Below are 20,666 nucleotides of genomic sequence, written 5' to 3'. Positions count from 1 at the left end.
ATCTTCAGCTGTGGATCTCAAAATAAAACCTCCCATCGACTACTTTATCAAAGTATATCAAACAGGAGGTTAATTTACATTACGGTGTTTGTTCCATCGCTTACAATTAAAAGAAGAAAAAAGTATATATTACTAATGCCAAGCAAACGCATTTTTAGTAATATATACTTTCACACTCTACTAAAATCAGTTGAGAATTTAAAATATTTAATTAATATCTTGTAATACCATCTTTTGTAACAATACCTTTAATTAAAGGCTTAGCTTTTATTTCTTCTTTTACTATTTCATATGCCTCTAATATCATTTTTTGAGATACTTTTTGTTTGCCTCCATCACTGGCATAAATAGTTGCAATAGCCTCATCTTTCTTTACAAAATCTCCAATTTTCTTATGGAGAACAATCCCCACTGACAAATCTATTACACTTTCTTTAGTTTCACGTCCAGCACCTAAAACTAGTGCTGCTCTTCCTATGTCATCAGCTTTTATTCCTTTTACATAACCAACCTTATTTGATATAACTTTCTCTACAATAGCTGGCAATGGAAATAACGTTGGATCATCTACATAAGCTGGATTTCCGCCTTGTGCTACTACAAGTTCTCTTAATTTTTGGAGACCTTTTCCTGATTTTATAATATCTTTAAGTATTTCCCTTGCCTCTTTACTATTCTTTGCTTTTTCCCCCAGTACAAGCATATGAGCTCCGAGTGTTAAGCAAAGTTCTGTGAGGTCTTCCGGTCCTTCTCCTTTTAATGTATCTATAGCTTCTTTTACTTCTAGTGCATTACCAATTGCAAAACCTAAGGGTTGGTCCATATCAGTTATCACACCAATAGTATTTCTCCCCACATTGTTTCCTATATCAACCATTTCTCTAGCAAGTTCAAAAGAATCATCTTGATTTTTCATAAATGCACCACTACCTGTTTTTACATCAAGCACTATAGCATCTGCTCCAGAAGCTATTTTTTTACTCATTATGCTTCCTGCAATTAAAGACATATTATCAACAGTTGCAGTAACATCACGAAGTGCGTATAGCTTTTTATCTGCTGGTGCTAAATCAGCGGTTTGACCACCTATTGCGATTTTAACATCATTTACGTTTTGCATAAACTTTTCAATTGTCATGGTAGTTGAGAAACCATCAAATGATTCTAATTTATCAATGGTTCCACCAGTATGTCCAAGTCCTCTTCCTGACATTTTAGCAACAGGTACTCCTGCTGCTGCAACGATAGGCCCAAGTATAAGTGTAGTTGTATCCCCTACACCACCAGTACTATGTTTATCAACTTTAATACCCTCAATAGCAGATAAATCAATTATTTCACCACTATTAACCATTGCCATTGTTAAATTCGTTGTTTCACTCTTATTCATCTTTTGGAAGTAAATAGCCATAAGTAACGCCGATACTTGATAATCAGGAATAGCACCACTTGTATATCCCTCTATAAAAAAATCAATTTCTTCTTTAGTAAGCTCTCTGCCATCTCTTTTTTTCATTATTAGATCGTACATTCTCATATTATCTCACCTCTAATTTTTTTATTTATTTACTAATTAATAAGTAGAATCTGAATCTTTAGTTCCACTAACTATTGCAATAGAACTACTAGCTCCAATTCTACTAGCGCCAGCTTCAATCACAGCTTTTGCATCTTCAGCCGTTCTTACTGCCCCTGCTGCTTTAACTCCCATGTTAGGTCCTACAGTTTCCCTCATTAATTTTATATCATGAACTGTAGCTCCACCTGTTGAGAATCCTGTTGAAGTTTTTACAAAATCTGCGTTAGCTTCTTTACATATTACGCATACTTTGACTTTCTCTTCGTCAGTTAAAAGACATGTTTCTAGTATCACTTTAACTAATGCTCTCCCTTTTGAAGCTTCAACTACTGCTTTGATATCTTCTTTTACTACATCATACTTGTTTGATTTTATAGCACCAACATTAACTACCATATCTATTTCCTGAGCTCCATTTTCAATAGCTTGTTTTGCTTCAAATGCTTTTACTTCTTTAGTCGTAGCCCCTAGTGGAAATCCAACAACTATACATGTTTTTACATTAGATCCTTTTAACTCTTTACTTACAAGAGCTGTATAATATGCATTAGCGCATACAGAAGCGAATCCGTATTCTTTAGCTTCCCTGCAAATTTTTATAATTTCTTCCTCACTTGCCTGCTGTTTTAATAGTGTATGGTCAATATATTGCTCAATTTTCATAATTAATCCACCCTTTTTATTTATTTTTTTCTATATACTTTTCTGATCCGCTTAACATAAGCTCTGGCAAAATAGTTATTCTTTTAATCTCCCTAGGCTCCACACTTTTTAAACTTTCTAGTAGCATCTTCATACCAATTCTACCAAGTTCGATAGATGGACCATTAATAAAACTAATGTTCATTCCTATTATATTTAATGCCTCAACCCTATCAAATCCAATAATGGCCATATCCTTTGGTATATCTAACTTTTCTTCATAAAAAGCTTTTATGCAGCCAAGCATCATAGTATTACTACTTACAAAAATAGCAGTGGGTCTGTTATCCATTTTCAATATTTCTTTTGTTATTTCATAAGTAGTCTCATGTGAATAATCACCATAAAATATATATTTATCTTCTATAGGAATATTATTAGCTTGTAGGGCCTTTTTATACCCTATTAGTCTCTCTACTGCAGGTCTAGACTTCATAGCTCCTGTAATCATAGCTATTTTTCTGTGTCCCGCTTCTATCAAAGCAGATGTTCCATCATAAGCACCTTGTATGTGATCGATAAAAACTCCACTAAAGTCAAGATACTCAACATGACCATCAATTAATATTATTGGAATTCCTAATTTTTTAAGAGATTTTAAATTTTCACTATTATTTAAATTCTTGTAGAAAGTTGGAGTTATTATAAGTCCTTGAATCCTTTGTTCCCTCAGAGCATTAATAGCTTTTAGTTCCTTATCTTTATCCTCATCAGTGCCGCAAAGAATTATATTTAAATTATGCAGATCAGCAATCTCAGTAATACCTTTAATTATATCTCCAAAAAATAAATTGTTTATATCTGGAACTATAACCCCAATGGTATTTGTTTTACTAGTAGAGAGGCTTCTAGCTATAGCACTTGGTGTATAATTAAGCTCTTTAATAACATTTAAAACCTTTTCTCTTGTTTCATCTTTTACATATCCTGAAGTGTTTAAAACTCTTGATACTGTTGCATGAGATACTCCCACCTTTTTAGCAATATCACTTATTGTAACCGTCATTTTAGGCCTCCTCACATTTAGGAAAACGCTTACAGAATTCCGAATAACTAACGAGCATAATTAATTTTCTTAAATATGTTACCGCTTTCATATTTAGTATACTGCAAGGTTATGTAAATTTCAATAGAATTTACTTTTATTTTTAGTGTTATACTTGAAATTATAAAATATTAGTGTTATGCTGAACACAGTTCATAAAAGAGGTGACAATATGCCCAAAGTTATCGAAAACTTAAGAGAAACTATAATTTTAGAAGCTAAAAATATTCTCTTAACTCAAAGCTTTAAAGAATTAAGCATAAGGGAACTTGCCAAAAGCTGTAACATTGGCACAGGAACTTTTTATAATTATTTTTCCACTAAAGAGAAACTTGTAGTAGAGATCTTTAGGGGTGATTGGAAGAAAGTATCTAATCTAGTAGATGAGCTAAAAATTACAGAGGAACCTTGCAAAGAAAAATTCAGAAAAATATATGTATCAATGGGGATGTTTGTAGCTAACTACATACCAATATTTTATGAAATGACTATGCTTAGTGGTAATGATTACAAATGTAGAGAAACTAATAGATATGATGTTCTATACACTAAAATAAGTGAACTGTTAGACATTGAAAAAGCTAAAGGGAACGTAATTTCCACTCTTTCTTCTTATAAGCTTGCAGAACTTATTGTTTCTAACTTAATGTATCTTAACAAAAATAAGTTTATAAGTTTTGATGAGCTATATGATAGTTTGAAAATATAATAGCAGTTTTTTTATCTTATACTTTATATTAGTATAAGATATTTTTCGAAAACTATATGAACATGATTCACAAACCAGGATAAAACTTACAAAACGCAGGTCATGAGATTCTAAATATATAAAAAAAACGAAGGATGAATATTATGTTAATTTATGCAATTGTTTTTATAACCTTAGCTCTTGTCTTTTACACAATCGGTGTATGGGGTGAAAAGATTCAAGGAACGCTTAAGCCTTGGCATTTGGGTTTGTTCCTATTAGGCCTCGTATGTGATACAACTGGTACATTACTTATGGAAAGTATATCAAGTAATTCAGCTGTGGTAAACTCATCCCCCAATTTACATGGAATTACAGGTGTTATTGCTATAGTCCTAATGCTTATTCATGCTATATGGGCCGCAGTTGTTCTTACTCGGAAAAATGAATATATGATATCCAAATTCCATAAATTCAGTATAATAGTTTGGATTATTTGGTTGGTTCCTTTTATCTCTGGAGCTGCGTCCCATATGGGTAAATAAAAAATAATTTTATAAAGATAAGAGATCTATTGCATTTATAGCATTAGGTCTCTTCTCTTTTCATTATACTTTATATAGCTTAATTAGAAGGTAACATATATTTAACAATCAATTAAAGATTTATGTTGACGAACAATAATTTAAGCAGTAAAATATATTTTGTATACGAAATATATTGATGCGAAATATACTTATGCGAATTTTCGTATGATAACCTATTAGAGGAGAAGGTGAGAAATTGAGTGAAATAAGTAGTGGAATTAAAATATTTCGTTCTCTGAAACGAGTAGGTCATATGCTAAAAAGTAGTATGGGTCAGCATTTTAACGAAATGAATTTAACAGGTCCACAAGGCATGATGATGGGTATATTATCCCATGATGGAGAAATGAAAATAAGTGATTTAAGTGAAAAAATAGGATTATCAAATTCAACCGTATCTGGGATTATAGATAGACTGGAAAAGCAAGGTTTGGTTGAAAGAACTAGAAGTAATGAAGATAGAAGGGTTGTTTACGTAAATATAAGTGCTGAATTCAAAAAGAATTCCAAAACAAACTTTTGTAAAATTGAACAAACTTTTGAAGAGATAATGAAAATGGCTACTGACGAAGAAATTGACACAATATTAAAAGGTTTTGATACATTAGAGCAGTTAATGGATAAACAAAAGAACAATGAACTTCATTAACAGATTTACATACTACTATACGATTAAATAAGGAGTTGATTATACATTGTTTAAACTATCAAAATATTTAAAGCCATTTACTTACATGATTTTTCTTGCAATAATTCTATTATTTGTGCAAGCCATGGCTGATCTTTCACTGCCAGATTATATGTCTAACATTGTAAATAAAGGAATACAGCAAGGTGGTATTGAAAGTGCAGTACCAGAGGCCCTACGAAAAAGTACAATGGATAAACTTACATTATTTATTAGTGATACAGGAAAAACTGAGGTTGCAAACAATTATATATTGGTTGACAAGTCAAGTTCTGATTATAATAAATATGTTGTGGATTACAAAACCCTTGAAAAAGAGCCTATATATGTATTAAAAGATATTGATAAAACAGAAATCGATAAGCTAAATCCCATAATTGGAAAAGCATTTTTATCAGTTTCTGGTATTGAAAAAATGAAGGCTGATGCAAATGGTGGTGAAATGTCTTTTAACGGAACAAAATTACCTGCTGGCACTGATTTATTTGCATTACTCGCTAAGTTGCCTGCACAGCAACGTGCTAAAATAAGTGAAGAAATGAATAAAAGATTTACTGCTTTAGATGATAGCATGATTATTCAAGCTACTGCAGCTCCTATTAAAATGGAATATGATGCCCTTGGAATGGATACAGATAAAATCCAAAGTAGCTATATTCTAAACGTAGGTATGTATATGCTTTTATTATCCTTACTTGGTGCAGCATGTACTGTTGCGGTTGGATTCTTGGCTTCGAAAACCGCCACCGGACTTGCACGAAATTTAAGAAAAGATATCTTTACGAAGGTAGAAAGTTTCTCAAGTACAGAGTTTGACAAATTTTCTACAGCTTCACTAATAACTAGAACTACTAATGATATTACACAAATTCAGACGGTTTTAGTAATAGCCATAAGAATGGTGATTTATGCACCTATCTTGGGTATTGGTGGCATTATGAAAGCTCTTAGTAAGAGTGCATCTATGTCTTGGGTTATTGCACTGGCAGTTATAATCCTTTTGGGGTTAATTGGGAGTATTTTTGCGATTGCTCTTCCAAAGTTTAAAATTATTCAAAAACTTATTGATAGACTAAATTTAGTTACCCGTGAAAACCTTTCAGGAATGATGGTAATAAGGTCTTTCAATACTCAGAAATTTGAAGAAGGTAGATTTGACAAGGCAAATACTGACCTTACAAAAACGAATCTATTCGTAAATCGTGTAATGGTAGCATTATTCCCCGCTATGATGTTTATAATGAATGGCGTAACACTACTTATCGTTTGGGTTGGTGCACATCAAATTGCGGCTTCAAGTATGCAGGTAGGAGATATGATGGCCTTTATGCAATATGCTATGCAAATTATTTTCGCATTTATTATGATGTCCATGATGTTTATTATGATACCAAGAGCCTCTGTTTCTGCACAGAGAATTTACGAAGTTTTGAAAATAGAACCTACTATTATAGATCCTATAAACCCTAAACATTTTGAGAGTAATGCTCAAGGCCTCGTGGAATTTAAAAATGTATCTTTTAAGTATCCAGGAGCCGAGGAAGATGTTCTTAAGAATATTAGTTTTAAAGCCATGCCAGGTGAAACTACTGCGTTTATAGGTTCTACCGGTGCAGGTAAGTCTACACTAATAAATTTACTCCCCCGTTTTTATGATATAACAAGAGGAGAAATCCTTATTGATGGCATAAGTATAAGCGAAGTGTCACAACATGAACTTCGCTCGCATATTGGTTATGTACCTCAGATAAGCTCTTTATTCCAAGGTACAATCGAATCAAATTTAAAATATGCAGATGAGTCTGCCACAGATGACGATATAAAAAAATCCGCTGAAATCGCACAAGCTATGGAATTTATAAATGAAAATTCAGAAGGATTCAAACGTGAAATATCCCAGGGTGGTGCAAATGTTTCAGGTGGTCAAAAACAAAGATTATCTATTGCACGTGCTCTTGTAAAGAAAGCTAAGATTTATATCTTCGATGATAGCTTCTCAGCACTAGATTTTAAAACAGATGTGCTACTTCGAAAAGCACTTAAAACACAAATTTCCTCTAGTACATTTTTAATTGTTGGGCAACGTATATCCACAATAAAAAATGCAGAGCAGATAATTGTTCTTGATAAAGGTACGATAGTTGGCACCGGTACTCATAAGGAACTTATGGAAAACTGTACTACTTATCAGGAAATTGCGCTATCACAACTTTCAAAGGAGGAATTATCATGAGTGAACACAATAAAAAAGAGACTCGTCCTCCTAAAAGGCAAGGAGGGGGCGGACATATGGGCCCCGGTTCAATGGCAGCGGGCGAAAAAGCCCGTGATTTTAAAGGCACCATGAAAAAACTGATTAAATACTTGAGCGTTTATAAACTTTCGATTATTACAGTATTAATATTTGCAATAGCTAGCTCTACATTTACTATAATAGGACCAAAGGTTTTAGGAACGGTCACAACTAAATTATTTGAAGGTGCTCTCGCTAAAATAGCTGGCACAGGCAGTATTGATTTTGATTATATAGGAAGAATCATCATTATACTTCTAGTTCTATACGTTATAAGTGCACTCTTCAGTTACATTCAGGGATTTATAATGGCAGATGTGTCTATGAAAGTAAGTTATAAATTAAGAAAAGACATCTCAGAGAAAATTAATAGTATGCCTCTTAAATACTTTGACAGTACAAATCATGGGGAGATATTATCGCGTGTTACTAACGATGTTGACACTCTCAGTCAGACTCTTAATCAAAGCTTAAGTCAAATTATTACGTCAGTTATAACTGTTGTGGGCGTACTCATTATGATGCTTACTATAAGTTGGCAATTAACTCTTGCTTCAATGATAATGATTCCTCTATCCATGGGACTTGTTATAGTTATCGTAAAAAAATCTCAAATATTCTTTAAACAGCAACAAGATTATTTAGGTAACGTAAATGGCCATGTTGAAGAAATGTATGGTGGCCACATTGTAATGAAAGCCTTTAATGGAGAAAAACAAAGTGTTGATAAATTTGACAAGATGAACAATAAGCTATTTGGAGTAGCATGGAAAGCACAATTTTTAACTAGTATAATGATGCCCCTTATGAACTTTGTAGGTAATTTAGGTTATGTGGCAGTATCAATACTCGGTGGTTACCTTGCCGCAACGGGAACTATTAAAGTTGGTGATATTCAAGCATTTATCCAATATGTGCGTCAATTTACACAGCCACTTGCACAACTTGCACAAATTTCTAATATACTTCAACAAACTGCAGCTTCAGCAGAACGTGTATTTGAATTCTTAGAGGAAGAGGATGAAGTACCTGAAACCTCTACTCCAGTAGAACACAATGACGTTAAAGGTCAAGTTGATTTCAAGGATGTTCATTTTGGATACTCTACTGATAAAATCATTATTAATAATTTCTCTGTTTCAGTGAAACCCGGACAGAAGGTTGCTATTGTTGGACCTACTGGTGCAGGTAAAACTACCATGGTTAAACTATTAATGCGTTTTTATGATATCAATGAAGGTGCAATAGAGATAGATGGTTATAATATAAATGATTTTACTCGTAATGATTTGCGTGCAATGTTTGGTATGGTTTTGCAAGATACTTGGCTATATAATGCTAGTATAATGGAAAATATACGTTACGGTCGTCTTGATGCGACGGATGATGAAGTTATAGCAGCAGCTAAGGCAGCACATGCAGATAGCTTTGTTCATACTTTACCAGACGGTTACAATATGCTGCTTAATGAAGAAGCATCAAATGTGTCTCAAGGACAAAAACAACTACTAACTATAGCGCGGGCTATCCTTGCAGATCCTAAGATCCTTATCTTGGATGAAGCAACAAGCTCTGTAGATACTCGTACAGAGGTTCAGATACAAAGGGCTATGAGTCACTTAATGGAAAATAGAACTAGCTTTATAATTGCTCACCGTTTATCAACAATTCGTGATGCCGATTTAATTCTTGTTATGGATCACGGTGATATTGTAGAACAGGGAAATCATAAAGATCTTCTTGCAAAAGGTGAATTTTATGCTGATCTTTATAATAGCCAATTTGATGTGGTTGAGGCTAGCTAAATAATAATTTTAAAAAAGACTATGCAACTAAAAGTTGATTTCTGTATTGTGAACTATAACCCATAAATTAGACAGTTTTTAAAAAAATGACCTATGCTACTTGAAAATGAGTTCTGTATTGAGCAGGGCTCATTTTATTTAATCCCCACTGGTATCTATCGTTATTAACAGTAGCAAAGATAATCTTCTTCTATCAAAAAACAAAAATATTAAAGCAACAGCTTATATACTTACAAGGAAAAGTTTATGACAAAGGTTAGCCTCCATAGTTTAATGGAGGAATTTTGCATTGTTATGTTACCTTCTGAAATTAGTAGAAAACACTTATTATTGTTAATATAAATTTGAGTTGCAAAATATTTTCGAAGATTATATATATTACCTATAGATAACGGAAGAAATGAATTGATATATTATTTTCAAGCACATACATTTTTATATAATTATAAATTTCAACAGGAACGGTAAAGGATCTTTTCTTATTCGTCTTATCCTCTACAATATTTAACCGATATCTATCTCCGTCGCGAATTATATCATACAATCTTAAATTTAATATATCTCCAATCCTTAAACATAAATTAGCTTGAATTACTAATGCAGTTGCAATTCTATCATTACCTCGAAACTCTTTATCTCCATTATTAAATCCTTGCTTCATAACCTCTATTATATTTTTATATTGCTCCGTTGTTAATGGCACCATTTATTTACACCAACTTTCTATAATTTATTTGTTACCCATTAATATAATTAATGTATAAGTTCGCGTTTTATCAACAAAAAGTTCGCTTTTCATTTAAGTTTAGTGTTGGTACTTTTCAAACGCAGTAATATAGCTAAAGTTCGCCTTTTACATTAAACACGAACTTTATAAATTCGAATAAATATTGAAGTGACAAAATAAAAAAGAAACCAAATTTTTAAGCTCCTTACTATTCTATGGATTATAATAATATTTTAAGTCTTTCATCATTAGTAAAAAATTTCAAAATTTCAGTTCTTCTTTCATTCAAGATAACATTTTTTATCTTGAATGAAGAAACTATGAATTTGTCATTTTAAGGGTAATTGTAGGTTACGATTTATAGGTATATATAAAGGATTATATTTGATATTATCGAATTAACTATATAGAAGGAAGTGATTCAAATGATTTATAAAACTGGTCAAAAGCCCGGTAAAGGCACTTATGTTTGTACTACATGTGGAGAAAAAGTTGTTTTAGATGATATTACTGATACTTTACCACCATGTCCTAAATGTCATGCTACTGAATATACAAAAGCTTAAAACACTTTAACTTGTATTGGAAAAAATATAAAGGCATACAACATAATTTTCGTTATGTTGTATGCTTTTTATTGCTGTTGGTGTGATTCAGAGAAATGTTGGCAGGTACTTATTTTTTATTCTTTAATTTCCATAACTTATAAATACTATTTCGTCTTTCAAATGCATCTGGACCACCTTCCATAATATCAACAATCTTATTTTGTATACTGGCATCATCAATACTACCGCTTATTATACCTATCTGTTTTTCATTGTAATCTGTTGAAATCACTTGCTCTGCATCCCCTAGGACTGGAATATTAGCATTGTGGGTTGCAAATATAAATTGCATATTTGGTTTTTTTAATTTTATTGTGTTAATTAATTCTTTATATATAACTTGATTATCTAAATCATCTTCCGGCTGATCAATAATAATCAAATCATTATCTTCTTGAGTCAAAATAAATAAAACTAATGCAGATGCCCGTTGACCTAAAGAATGTTTATGAAGTGGTTTGCCATGATAATTAATTTCAATTTGATTAGGAGTCTTTTGCTCCATTAATTCAGCTTGATGAGAGTCAAATATAGTCTTAATCTTATCATACTCACTATCAGTAATTACTTCTTTTAATTTTTTCCCTGCATTTAAATAAATATCTTCAAAAATCATTACAAAATCAGAAAAAATTCCTATGAGCTTTTGATATTTTGTTTCAGATATGCCAGTCCCCTTAAAACTGCTTTTAAGAATATTTTTAAATTCATCTTTATTTCCCTTAAATACAATAGATATTGAAAGTTCTTTTTGACTAAAATTAATTCTCTCTATTTCCAATTTATAAATGTTGAATTCTTTTAGCAAAAGTTCATTACGCTCTCGAATATTCTTCTTAATACTTAGTTCGAATAATTCTTTATCATTTTTCTTTTTCTTTAACTCACCAATTTGATTTGTATTTTCAATAATTGAAGCAGAATATTGAACAAAATCATCAGCTTTTAAATTAGGTTCATCTATTTGTCTTTTAATATCAGCAAATTCTTCTCTTAAATTTTTTGTATCATCTGCTAATTTTTCTTTGATTTGTTCAATCACACCTATGATGGATTTAGCATCAGAACCTTTATTAACTAAATCTGTTACTAAGCATTTGAAATCATCTATTTCTATATCGATTTGGTCAAAAGAATCTTGATTATATTCAGATTTATAATGCTTTAATTCATCCATTTTTGTCAATAGATCTTTATTTATTAGTTTTTCAAAATCAGTATATGCAGTGGTTAATTGTGTTTCTACTTTATCAATCTGGATTTTATCTGTGTTAAATGTGGTCTGCTTTTTTAGTTTTTCAGCTATCCCCTTTTCTGTAAAAATTTTTAACTTGTGTTCTAAATCAGAATTCTTATTTTTGAAATCGTCTATCTTAGATTCAATATCTTCTATGCTTCGCCAAGATAATATCGCCTCAATTAAATCAGCATCCTTATTAGATATTTCATCATCTACATCTGATAGACTATCACCTAATAGTTTGTCTAGAAGATTAAATTCATATCCTTCCTTAGTTTGTGATAAATCTTTTTGTCCAAAATAAAGTGGATTATTAATAAGAGCATTTAACGACACATTAATATCATCTCCATTACAATTCATTACACTTGGGGATTCATTTAATATACGTTTTATTATATATTCTTTTCCATACTTATCTATAAGATTTATACTAAGCATGCCCCCTGAAGATAATGTGTTTTCTATAAGTCCTTCTTTATATTTCTTATCTTCAATAATATCTAAATTTAATCCATATCTTAAAAGTTCAAGTATTGAAGATTTTCCACTGCCTCTTACGCCTATTAATGTGTTAAGTTCACTTGAAAAATAAATTGTTGTATTATCAAGTTTCCCGCCTGTTAAAGTTATTGATTTTATGTATGCATGGCCTATACTTTGTGGTTGTTTACTTAGTCTAAATTTATAATCTTGTAAAGAAAATTTAACTGCATCAAAAGAATATGCACCTAATTTAATGTAACATTTAAGTCCTTTCCCAATTTCATCAACGTTTTTGGGATCTGATCCTTCTACAAAAGCTATTTCATAGCCCATCCACTCTTTAAGTTTTTCTATGTTATCTCTAGTTCTTAATTTCTGAAAAGCTAATACTTTTTGTTGGAATTCTGGATGATTTGCTAAACTTTTAATAAGACCACCACCACACTCCTTTACAAAACCACTTGACTGTTCTATATGAGCTAAAATAATAAAGTAATCCTTATTAAACTTATTTAATGTTTTTATTGTATTAATTATATCTTCATTACATCTTGTATTTTCATTTTCTCTATTTTCTATTCCCGTAAATACTTGATTTAAAAAATTATTTATATCATCATTACCATTTATGAGCCACTCATCTTCATTGAAACATATTAATGTATGAACACCATTCTGGCCTTCTTTTACAGATAATTCTACTCCTGGAATAAGAAAGATTCCTTTTTTTTTGGCTTCACTCTTAAGACTTTTAAACTCAGATTGATTAAACTTATTGTGGTTAGTTATAAGCCCTATACTTATTTGCTCTTTTTCTAATTTTTCAATATAATCACTACAAAAACTATTTTGAGTATATTTAAACTCCTTATCTTTTTCAGTATGTAAATGAAAATCTATTCTCAAACACTCTGCACCTGATTCAAACATTGTAATTTTCCCCCCCTAAGTTTACATTTAAACTATCAGTTTACCGTATTGTTAACAAGTACTATTTTTTATAGCATAAGCCTGAAACAATTTAAAAGATCAATATAACTGACCTAGTTTAATTTCCAACATTTAGTTGCATATATTCTTCTTTCTAAAATTAAAATTCAACAAAATAACACAAATACCTTTGTATATATTTTACAAATCAAAAGATACTTACACATTATAAAAGTTCGTTTTTTATCCGAAAGGAGAACTTTGGCTATATAACTAGCTTCCATGACCTCACTATAAAATAAACGAACTTTAGGTTGATATAACACGAACTTTTAACATTTTTCATTCATTTTATCATTATTATTCTGCCTCTTAGATAAGGCAATAGTTAAAGTGATAGTATATAATCTTTGATTCCTAAAGCTATTCCATCATTATGTACTGTATCAGTCACTTTTTTTGCATAGTTTTTAACTTCATCACTAGCATTTCCCATAGCTATTCCACATCCAACTGTAGATAACATTTCTATATCATTTTTCCCATCACCAAAAGCATAACTATTTTCTATTGAAATATTTAAATAAGCTAATGCTTTTAAGATTCCTGTAGCTTTTGTATTTATTTTTGAATAAAGCTCAAAAGAGTTTTCTTTTACATTATGAATATAATCATAATTATCATTTCCTAATGATAAACAATAATCTATACCTTTTTTATCTTTGCAGAGCATTTCAATTTTATAGGTATCTACATTTTCAATATCATAGTTAATTTTTAAGTACTTTCTAGAAATACTTAAACTATCATAAAAAGAATAAAATTCTTTACAATATTCTTTCATATATGAATATACTTCTCCTTGTAACATGTATTGAATGTTAAGTTGTTCAAAATTATTAGCTATTTCCTTTATAAAATCTTTATCAAGTGGTTCTTTATAAATAAGATTATCTTTGATTTTTACTTGGGATCCATTTGTAAGAATAAAACCATCGAATCCAAAATCCAACAAAGATTCACTTAAAAATGCATAAGGTCTACCTGTTGCAATGAATGCATAATATCCATTAGTTTGCAAAATACGAATTGCTTTTTTCACTCTATGAGTAATATCTGTTAACCCATTAAAACAGTCTATTAATGTTCCATCTATGTCAAAAAACACTGCTTTTTTCATAAATTTATTCTGCCTCCTCATTGCCATTTAAATAATTTATTATCTAGAATAACAATATAATTATAATTTCTGATAAATTTCTATAGTTTCTTTTGATGGTCCTATTAATATAAAAAAACTAATTTTGTTTTCTCCAAAAGATATATATTGAACCCCTTCAACTAAAAAATTATATCCTCTACATTTACATTTTCTAAATGCGATATTAATATTAGAAATGTTTATTGAAATGTGCTTTGTTGATCCTAGTTTTCCAAGGACATTTAAAGTTTCATTAGTTTCAATTACGATATCCTTAAATCTAAGAAATGCTACCTGTTCATTTGCATCCTTATTAAAAGTTCTAAAAATCGTTTCGAATCCTAAATCTATATAAAATTTCATAGTTTTTTGTAAGTTGGTAGTTGGAATGTTTATACGTTTAATTTCTGTAGAATCTAATATTGGCATATTTATTCTCTCCCTTAATAAAATTATAAAATCACTCTGCAATTACCATTAGATATCATTTATTACTATTAGATATCATTTTAGGGTGTCTATTACGATTTGTCAATATACTTTATTGTATTATTATATTGTTATTGTTATAATGAGAACAAAAGAGAATGAATTGGAGAAGATTATGTTTATTCAGGAAAGGTATAAATATATTATAGATATACTAGAAGAAAATGGGAAAGTATTAGTTAAGGATTTAAGTCTGCAATTTAAAGTTAGTGAAAGTATGATTAGAAAAGATCTTCAAGTATTGGAAAAAAGAAAATTACTTCAACGAACTTATGGTGGTGCTATAAACATAAACCGTACTATAGTAATAGGTGAAAGTTTCTATAGCAGGGTGGAAAAAAATACTGAATCAAAAGAAATTATTGCTAATAAATCATTTAATCTAATAAAAGAGAATGATACCATTTTTTTAGATGCATCCACTATTTCCTTCACACTTGCAAAACTACTAATAAAAAGCAATAAAAATATGACTTTAATTACTAATATGTTTGAAATATCATCAATGATTGCAGTGAATTCCAATATACATTTTATTTTTATAGGTGGAGATTATAATACGGTTGTAGGTGGAAGTATTGGGTCTCATTCTATTGAGCAAATAAAACTTTATCGTTGTAATAAAGCCTTTGTAGGATGTAGTGGAGTAGATCTTAAAGATGGAAATATAAGTGTTAGTATTTCTGAAGATGCAAATACTAAAAAAACTATTATGAGTATTTCTAAAGAGACATATTTAATGGCATTAAATAAAAAATTTAATATGGATGGGATTTTTAATTTTTCAAATATAATGGATTTTAATGGCATCATTACAGAGTCCCCACCAAACAAAACTATCATTTCTGTTCTTCAACAATATGATATAAATTTAATTTAATGTCTGAAAAAAATATCAAGCAAACCCAGATCATTAGATCTGGGTTTGCTTTGTTAATCACATATTGATATTTTGAAAGTAACACAATACCAATTGTGTTACTTTCACTTTGAGCCTATAGGCTAGATGTGTATAAAACATAAAAGCTTTAGACTTTGCTGCCTTTTAGATTGGTGTATAATATTAAAAAAAATTATATTTTATCTCTTAGATTGTTTTTTGTAGTGAATGTTGGAGAAAACCTTATAGTTCTGCACTAAAGTCTATAGGTACTATTTTATCGTCTATTAGTAAATCAATAATGTTGAGTTTTAAAATACTATAATTAAATTTATAGACTCTTACAGTGGTATCCTTTTCAGCATATTCCTGATTTTTTTGTATATTGAAATTTATATCTGCCTTATTGGAATTATCAGATTTTATTTTTATATTAGAGGTAACTTCCTTTAATGGTATGTTTCTCAACAAAAGATATACTATCTTGTTTTGAGAATCATTAATTAACACCTTGTCTTTTGTCTTCAAATTAATTGTATCATATTCTAGTTTAATTTCCGACTTTAAACTAGAATATGCCACTTCTTTAAATTCAAATAAAGCATTAATGTTTGATTTTTTGTTGAAATAATTTAAAGTTGTTATTATTGCTAATCCTATAAAAATAATAAGAAAAATACTACCAATAATTTTAAATGTTCTATTGTTCATTTTTATAAAAACACTCCTTTTTAATTCAATTAAGGTCTATGTAATAATGGATGGAACCAAAGTGAAACAATAAACTACTATTGATTTATTGCAATTATTGTAAATAAAAATATAATGATAGATGTTTTAATAGACAAACAAAGTGATATACCAAAAATATAACATTTTATAGCCTGTCCCTTTTGGGTGGGCAAATCTACAGTAAATATACTACTTACTGTGTTAAAGATGATTTTAATAACTATAATGCTGGCGGTTCTTCACCATTTGGTTGCTGCATAATTGGCTGTGATATAGACTTATTATGTAGTTCTGATGAATTGTTAATAGGAATTACAACCAGTGCCGAATAAATCATTATGCAAGTCAATATTAAGCTTAGATTCTTCTTAAACTTATTTATCATTAAATTCACCTCCATTAAAAATTACTATATATAAATTATAAGCTATAATTGTAACTATTTCCAAGGATTTTTTGTGACATTTTCAAGCAATTTTCGACTTTATCCAGATTGTTCTGTTTTAAATACATAATGCTCATATAATTATATATTTTTAAAATTTGTTCATCATTTTTTGTATCTTTTAATAAATAAATTATGTGAATATATATATTCTCCAAGTTAATGTAATCATTTAAATTAGTATATACTTGAGCTAATCGGTAATTCCCTTTTATCAAATATTCTAAATCATTATATTTACTAGCCATTTCTAATCCTAATTTTATAAGTATTATTGCTTCGTCGTAAAAATTTTGCTTAATAAACACATCTGCTTTTTGTATTATAGTACGATGCAAATTATATACATCTTTATCCGTCCTAATTTTTTGTGCTAAGTTATAGTAATCAAGGCTTTTAACACAATCGTTATTTTTTAAATATATTGAACCTAAATTGCTATATATCATAGCTAGCAGAGGGTCTTGTTGGTTAGAAAACTTAGGAATCAAACCATTATATACATCCAATGCTTTATCAATATTATTTTGGGTTTCATAACAGGTACATATTAGTATATTGGCATAAATATATTCTTTAAAATTGATATCTTTATCACACATCGTTATAAATTCATTTATATAAATTAACGCATTGTCTATTTTATTAATTTTTTTTAAACACAGGCCTAAATTATAAAGTGATAATCTTTGTATTGTACTGTTACTATATGTTATTGAGTAATGATTCGCACGTTGAAAATAAAATAACGCATCATGATATTGAAGTAATTTCATTTTGCATTTCCCAAGAATGTTATATAAATCTGCGTATAATTTCTTTTTGCCAAAACTTTTAAAAATATCTAACACTGTTATATATTTTTCAAAGGCATCTCTATAATTACCAATTTCAAAATATAAATCTCCTAGTCTATGATAAGCTTTTGCACTTATATCCTCTAAGTTAAACTTAGAGGATATTTTAATAATATCCTCAATATCAGCTATATATTTTGTATTAGCGAGCTTTTCCAAACAATATTTTGATGCATCTTCAGAAGGAGTATTCAATATATAATTTGGATCTACACATAACTCAATATTTAACTTCTTAGCTCTTTTATTGAAACTCTCAGCCAATATTTTTGCATTTTTATTACTTATTCTTCTCTTTCCTGATTCCAACATACTAATAAATGGTCTTGTTATACCATCTGTAACCAATTCTTCTTGATTCAAATTCAAAATTTTTCTTATTTTTTTTATCTTTTGCCCTGTGGTTAAAAATTCCATATATATCACCCTTATCCTATAGTCCTATAGTTATATAAAAATATTATACTACATCAGCAATGATAAAAATTCATTTATGTAGTATTTCCAATTTTAAGATATTAGTTATAATAATTTTTTTGAAAACCACGGAGAAAGTTGTCGAATGAAATGTAACTATTTTATTAAAAATTATGTTACATTTTTAATAAAATATGTTATTATTGTTATAATACATTATTTTCAACTTATATAAAATACATATAAAAGAGGTGAATATATAATTTTATGTTTTTTATAACTATAATTATTAAAATTTACATGTATTAATTTCAAACAAATATTAAATTAAAAAGGAGTGTTTTCTATGAAAAAATCAGCTTCCAAAATTGTATCAATGTTAGTTTTGTCATTTTTTCTAATAATTGGTTCTACTATTAATGTTTTTGCTAGTACAAGTTCAGACTCAACTAAAACTAAAATTCCTGTTAATAATGGTATTAGTGCTGTTGTTAGCCCAGATGGTATCGGAATTCCACCTGAAACTAAAATTCAAGTAATCAACTACCACACTTCAAAATATTTTGTAGCTTATCTTACTTCATCATGGCAACACGCTAGCCAGTATGTAGTTAATACTGTAAAGACATCATCAGCAACAGGATCAGCAAGTATAACAACCGAAGGGATTTCAAAAACACAAATGCAAGTAGGTGGTTCACTTACAGTATCAAATAGTACAAGTATAGGAACATATATTCCAGCTGATTCAAGCAGATACAGTAAATTAGCTTTTCAAGCAGATAAATATGTGTGTTATGTAAAGCAAACATATACAAGCAGCCTAGGTATTGTTACTGTTTCATATGGTTATGTTTATATTCCAACTGGTAACACTTATAATGATGTTGTATATCAGTAACTAATTGCTTATTTTAATGTACAATTAAATTACGTATATAATGAAAGTGTACAAGCTAAATTATATTACTTTGAAATTCAATACTTGTGCGCTACTACTGCTATAAAACAGGCTCCCTAGATATTATCATAGAAATATAAGCGTTATTGTATGAACTTAATATGGGGATACCCAAACATATATAGAAAACTGGCACTTACTTAGTGTCAGTTTTCTAATTTTCCCCCGATTTTAGAGAAGAAAACGTTTATTAATATTAAAATAACTGTCATATATAGATTTATCTACCCTTATTAATTATAATGCAAGATTTACTATGTTAAATTCTGAAAGTAACACAATGGTAATTGAGTTACTTTCGATTTGAGGCTATAGGCTAGATGGACATATACAACAAAAGTCGTGAAATTTAATTATTTCGCGCCATATCGCTTTTGAAATATATTTTAAAGGGTTGCAGCTCTATTATATAGAATAGGATAATTAAGTAAATTTTTTGTGTCGTACTTGTATTTTATTATGCAACAAAAATTATTTATATTTTGTGAAAGGAGTTTGATTGATGAGATATACGAAAAAAATACCACCTACTGATAAAGAATTAAGCAACAAACTAATAGCTGCGAGGTGGACAAAGCTTAAAGAACCATCTAATTTAGGTATAACAACTTTACTTTCACTACCATTTATTTTTATAAATGGTGCTATTTGTACGTTTATTGCATTTTATTTATATCCTCCGTTGAAAGAACTTCTGAACAGTAAACAAGGCTTTAGCTTTTCTTTCACAGTAACCTTATTTACACTGGTATATGTTATTATATTTTTTGTATTCATGGCACTACATGAATTTCTCCATGCTTGTTTTATACCTAATGTATTAAAATCAGATAAAACATATTGGGGTATTAATATGTTTTATCTGATTTGTTTTTACTACTGAAAAAATCAAAAAAAGTAGATTTTTAATTATTTCTATTATGCCGTTGATATTGTTATCGGTTATATTCCCTTTTATTCTTAATATTTTAGGGTTGCTAAATAGTTACACTATTTTCCTCTGTTTAATAAATGCAATGGGATCATGTGTTGATTGCTTAAATATATGCTTAGTGGCAATTCAGGTTCCAAACGGTTCATATATTTTAAATAATGGTTTTGAAACATATTTCAAATAACTTTCGATTATGAGTATAATATTTAATTGAGTTAATTCGCTTTTTTCATATAGAACTAAACCGCTAAAAACGGTGGCAGACGAGTTCTAATTATGTTAATTTAGATTATAGCTTAAATAGAATAAAAAAAATAGCATCTTAAATAACTAAGATACTACTTTATTATAATGTACACTTCCTTTAAACTT

General features: G+C 29.4%; 19 protein-coding genes and 1 pseudogene. 9 read left to right on the top strand and 11 right to left on the bottom strand.

The annotated features are described in order from the left end of the window. Positions 1–211: 211 nt before the first annotated feature. Genes JJD95_RS14940 through JJD95_RS14930 form a run of 3 tightly spaced genes read right to left on the bottom strand, consistent with a single transcriptional unit; the run spans position 212 to position 3,287 of the window. Entirely contained in the window at positions 212–1,537 is a 1,326-nt protein-coding gene (locus JJD95_RS14940; protein WP_291643822.1) for a pyrimidine-nucleoside phosphorylase, read from the bottom strand. A 36-nt stretch (positions 1,538–1,573) separates the two neighbouring features. Continuing rightward, complete coding sequence (deoC, locus tag JJD95_RS14935; protein WP_291643821.1) at positions 1,574–2,242, bottom strand: deoxyribose-phosphate aldolase; 669 nt, start codon at positions 2,240–2,242, stop codon at positions 1,574–1,576. A gap of 16 nt (positions 2,243–2,258) precedes the next feature. Next, complete coding sequence (locus JJD95_RS14930) at positions 2,259–3,287, bottom strand: LacI family DNA-binding transcriptional regulator (protein ID WP_291643820.1); 1,029 nt, start codon at positions 3,285–3,287, stop codon at positions 2,259–2,261. 211 nt (positions 3,288–3,498) lie between these two features. Between JJD95_RS14930 and JJD95_RS14925 the strand changes: the two genes are divergently transcribed. The 5 genes from JJD95_RS14925 to JJD95_RS14905 all read left to right on the top strand — a co-directional run bounded on the left by JJD95_RS14925 (position 3,499) and on the right by JJD95_RS14905 (position 9,387). Further along, on the top strand, positions 3,499–4,035 hold the full coding sequence (locus tag JJD95_RS14925; RefSeq protein ID WP_291643819.1) for a TetR/AcrR family transcriptional regulator: 537 nt from the start codon (positions 3,499–3,501) through the stop codon (positions 4,033–4,035). Between the two features lie 134 nt (positions 4,036–4,169). After that, on the top strand, positions 4,170–4,559 hold the full coding sequence (locus JJD95_RS14920) for an HsmA family protein (protein ID WP_291643818.1): 390 nt from the start codon (positions 4,170–4,172) through the stop codon (positions 4,557–4,559). Between the two features lie 238 nt (positions 4,560–4,797). Further along, complete coding sequence (locus tag JJD95_RS14915) at positions 4,798–5,250, top strand: MarR family winged helix-turn-helix transcriptional regulator (RefSeq protein ID WP_291643817.1); 453 nt, start codon at positions 4,798–4,800, stop codon at positions 5,248–5,250. Between the two features lie 46 nt (positions 5,251–5,296). Then, positions 5,297–7,522 (top strand): ABC transporter ATP-binding protein, encoded by a 2,226-nt coding sequence (locus JJD95_RS14910; protein ID WP_291643816.1) that lies wholly within the window; start codon positions 5,297–5,299, stop codon positions 7,520–7,522. A 56-nt stretch (positions 7,523–7,578) separates the two neighbouring features. Further along, on the top strand, positions 7,579–9,387 hold the full coding sequence (locus JJD95_RS14905; RefSeq protein WP_291643823.1) for an ABC transporter ATP-binding protein: 1,809 nt from the start codon (positions 7,579–7,581) through the stop codon (positions 9,385–9,387). A 91-nt stretch (positions 9,388–9,478) separates the two neighbouring features. On the opposite strand, the gene JJD95_RS20125 is transcribed toward JJD95_RS14905, so the two are convergent. Both JJD95_RS20125 and JJD95_RS14900 read right to left on the bottom strand, forming a co-directional pair. Next, a complete protein-coding gene (locus JJD95_RS20125; RefSeq protein ID WP_367114832.1) occupies positions 9,479–9,568 on the bottom strand; it encodes an IS3 family transposase in 90 nt (29 codons plus the stop codon). A gap of 201 nt (positions 9,569–9,769) precedes the next feature. Next, positions 9,770–10,093: a hypothetical protein gene (locus JJD95_RS14900; RefSeq protein ID WP_291643815.1), complete on the bottom strand. Its 324-nt coding sequence runs from the start codon at positions 10,091–10,093 to the stop codon at positions 9,770–9,772. A gap of 446 nt (positions 10,094–10,539) precedes the next feature. Here JJD95_RS14900 and JJD95_RS14895 point away from each other — a divergent pair, with 446 nt between their 5' ends. Beyond that, positions 10,540–10,680 carry a zinc ribbon-containing protein gene (locus JJD95_RS14895; protein WP_216103626.1) on the top strand — a complete coding sequence of 47 codons (141 nt, stop codon included), beginning with the start codon at positions 10,540–10,542 and terminating at the stop codon, positions 10,678–10,680. Between the two features lie 109 nt (positions 10,681–10,789). Here the strand turns inward: JJD95_RS14895 and JJD95_RS14890 are convergent, their stop codons facing one another. From JJD95_RS14890 to JJD95_RS14880, 3 genes are all read right to left on the bottom strand, one after another. Beyond that, positions 10,790–13,378: a TrlF family AAA-like ATPase gene (locus tag JJD95_RS14890; RefSeq protein WP_291643814.1), complete on the bottom strand. Its 2,589-nt coding sequence runs from the start codon at positions 13,376–13,378 to the stop codon at positions 10,790–10,792. A gap of 388 nt (positions 13,379–13,766) precedes the next feature. Then, positions 13,767–14,558: an HAD family hydrolase gene (locus JJD95_RS14885; protein ID WP_291643813.1), complete on the bottom strand. Its 792-nt coding sequence runs from the start codon at positions 14,556–14,558 to the stop codon at positions 13,767–13,769. A 60-nt stretch (positions 14,559–14,618) separates the two neighbouring features. After that, positions 14,619–15,008, bottom strand: coding sequence for a VOC family protein (locus JJD95_RS14880; RefSeq protein ID WP_291643812.1), 390 nt, complete (start codon positions 15,006–15,008; stop codon positions 14,619–14,621). A gap of 175 nt (positions 15,009–15,183) precedes the next feature. On the opposite strand from JJD95_RS14880, the gene JJD95_RS14875 reads away from it, so the two are divergent. Beyond that, positions 15,184–15,948, top strand: a complete 765-nt coding sequence (locus tag JJD95_RS14875) for a DeoR/GlpR family DNA-binding transcription regulator (protein ID WP_291643811.1) — start codon at positions 15,184–15,186, stop codon at positions 15,946–15,948. Between the two features lie 243 nt (positions 15,949–16,191). Here the strand turns inward: JJD95_RS14875 and JJD95_RS14870 are convergent, their stop codons facing one another. From JJD95_RS14870 to JJD95_RS14860, 3 genes are all read right to left on the bottom strand, one after another. Beyond that, positions 16,192–16,659, bottom strand: a complete 468-nt coding sequence (locus JJD95_RS14870; protein ID WP_291643810.1) for a hypothetical protein — start codon at positions 16,657–16,659, stop codon at positions 16,192–16,194. A gap of 241 nt (positions 16,660–16,900) precedes the next feature. Continuing rightward, on the bottom strand, positions 16,901–17,065 hold the full coding sequence (locus JJD95_RS14865; protein ID WP_291643809.1) for a hypothetical protein: 165 nt from the start codon (positions 17,063–17,065) through the stop codon (positions 16,901–16,903). Positions 17,066–17,100: 35 nt separating this feature from the next. Beyond that, positions 17,101–18,399: a helix-turn-helix domain-containing protein gene (locus tag JJD95_RS14860; RefSeq protein WP_291643808.1), complete on the bottom strand. Its 1,299-nt coding sequence runs from the start codon at positions 18,397–18,399 to the stop codon at positions 17,101–17,103. Positions 18,400–18,745: 346 nt separating this feature from the next. Here JJD95_RS14860 and JJD95_RS14855 point away from each other — a divergent pair, with 346 nt between their 5' ends. Both JJD95_RS14855 and JJD95_RS20120 read left to right on the top strand, forming a co-directional pair. Next, positions 18,746–19,300 carry a hypothetical protein gene (locus JJD95_RS14855; protein ID WP_291643807.1) on the top strand — a complete coding sequence of 185 codons (555 nt, stop codon included), beginning with the start codon at positions 18,746–18,748 and terminating at the stop codon, positions 19,298–19,300. Positions 19,301–19,862: 562 nt separating this feature from the next. After that, positions 19,863–20,478, top strand: a pseudogene (locus JJD95_RS20120) (DUF3267 domain-containing protein). Positions 20,479–20,666: the final 188 nt, after the last annotated feature.

The sequence above is a fragment of the Clostridium sp. genome, assembly GCF_016650035.1.
In the GTDB taxonomy this organism is placed as follows: Bacteria; Bacillota; Clostridia; order Clostridiales; family Clostridiaceae; genus Clostridium_AD.
The sequence above is the reverse complement of the archived record's forward strand: the minus strand, read 5'-3'. Positions and strand labels throughout refer to the sequence as shown.

Coding starts and splice junctions, on each gene's coding strand:
- JJD95_RS14940 (WP_291643822.1), bottom strand. CDS start 1,537: ATGAGAATGTACGATCTAATAATGAAAAAAAGAGATGGCAGAGAGCTT.
- deoC (WP_291643821.1), bottom strand. CDS start 2,242: ATGAAAATTGAGCAATATATTGACCATACACTATTAAAACAGCAGGCA.
- JJD95_RS14930 (WP_291643820.1), bottom strand. CDS start 3,287: ATGACGGTTACAATAAGTGATATTGCTAAAAAGGTGGGAGTATCTCAT.
- JJD95_RS14925 (WP_291643819.1), top strand. CDS start 3,499: ATGCCCAAAGTTATCGAAAACTTAAGAGAAACTATAATTTTAGAAGCT.
- JJD95_RS14920 (WP_291643818.1), top strand. CDS start 4,170: ATGAATATTATGTTAATTTATGCAATTGTTTTTATAACCTTAGCTCTT.
- JJD95_RS14905 (WP_291643823.1), top strand. CDS start 7,579: ATGGGCCCCGGTTCAATGGCAGCGGGCGAAAAAGCCCGTGATTTTAAA.
- JJD95_RS14900 (WP_291643815.1), bottom strand. CDS start 10,093: ATGGTGCCATTAACAACGGAGCAATATAAAAATATAATAGAGGTTATG.
- JJD95_RS14895 (WP_216103626.1), top strand. CDS start 10,540: ATGATTTATAAAACTGGTCAAAAGCCCGGTAAAGGCACTTATGTTTGT.
- JJD95_RS14890 (WP_291643814.1), bottom strand. CDS start 13,378: ATGTTTGAATCAGGTGCAGAGTGTTTGAGAATAGATTTTCATTTACAT.
- JJD95_RS14885 (WP_291643813.1), bottom strand. CDS start 14,558: ATGAAAAAAGCAGTGTTTTTTGACATAGATGGAACATTAATAGACTGT.
- JJD95_RS14880 (WP_291643812.1), bottom strand. CDS start 15,008: ATGCCAATATTAGATTCTACAGAAATTAAACGTATAAACATTCCAACT.
- JJD95_RS14875 (WP_291643811.1), top strand. CDS start 15,184: ATGTTTATTCAGGAAAGGTATAAATATATTATAGATATACTAGAAGAA.
- JJD95_RS14870 (WP_291643810.1), bottom strand. CDS start 16,659: ATGAACAATAGAACATTTAAAATTATTGGTAGTATTTTTCTTATTATT.
- JJD95_RS14865 (WP_291643809.1), bottom strand. CDS start 17,065: ATGATAAATAAGTTTAAGAAGAATCTAAGCTTAATATTGACTTGCATA.
- JJD95_RS14860 (WP_291643808.1), bottom strand. CDS start 18,399: ATGGAATTTTTAACCACAGGGCAAAAGATAAAAAAAATAAGAAAAATT.
- JJD95_RS14855 (WP_291643807.1), top strand. CDS start 18,746: ATGAAAAAATCAGCTTCCAAAATTGTATCAATGTTAGTTTTGTCATTT.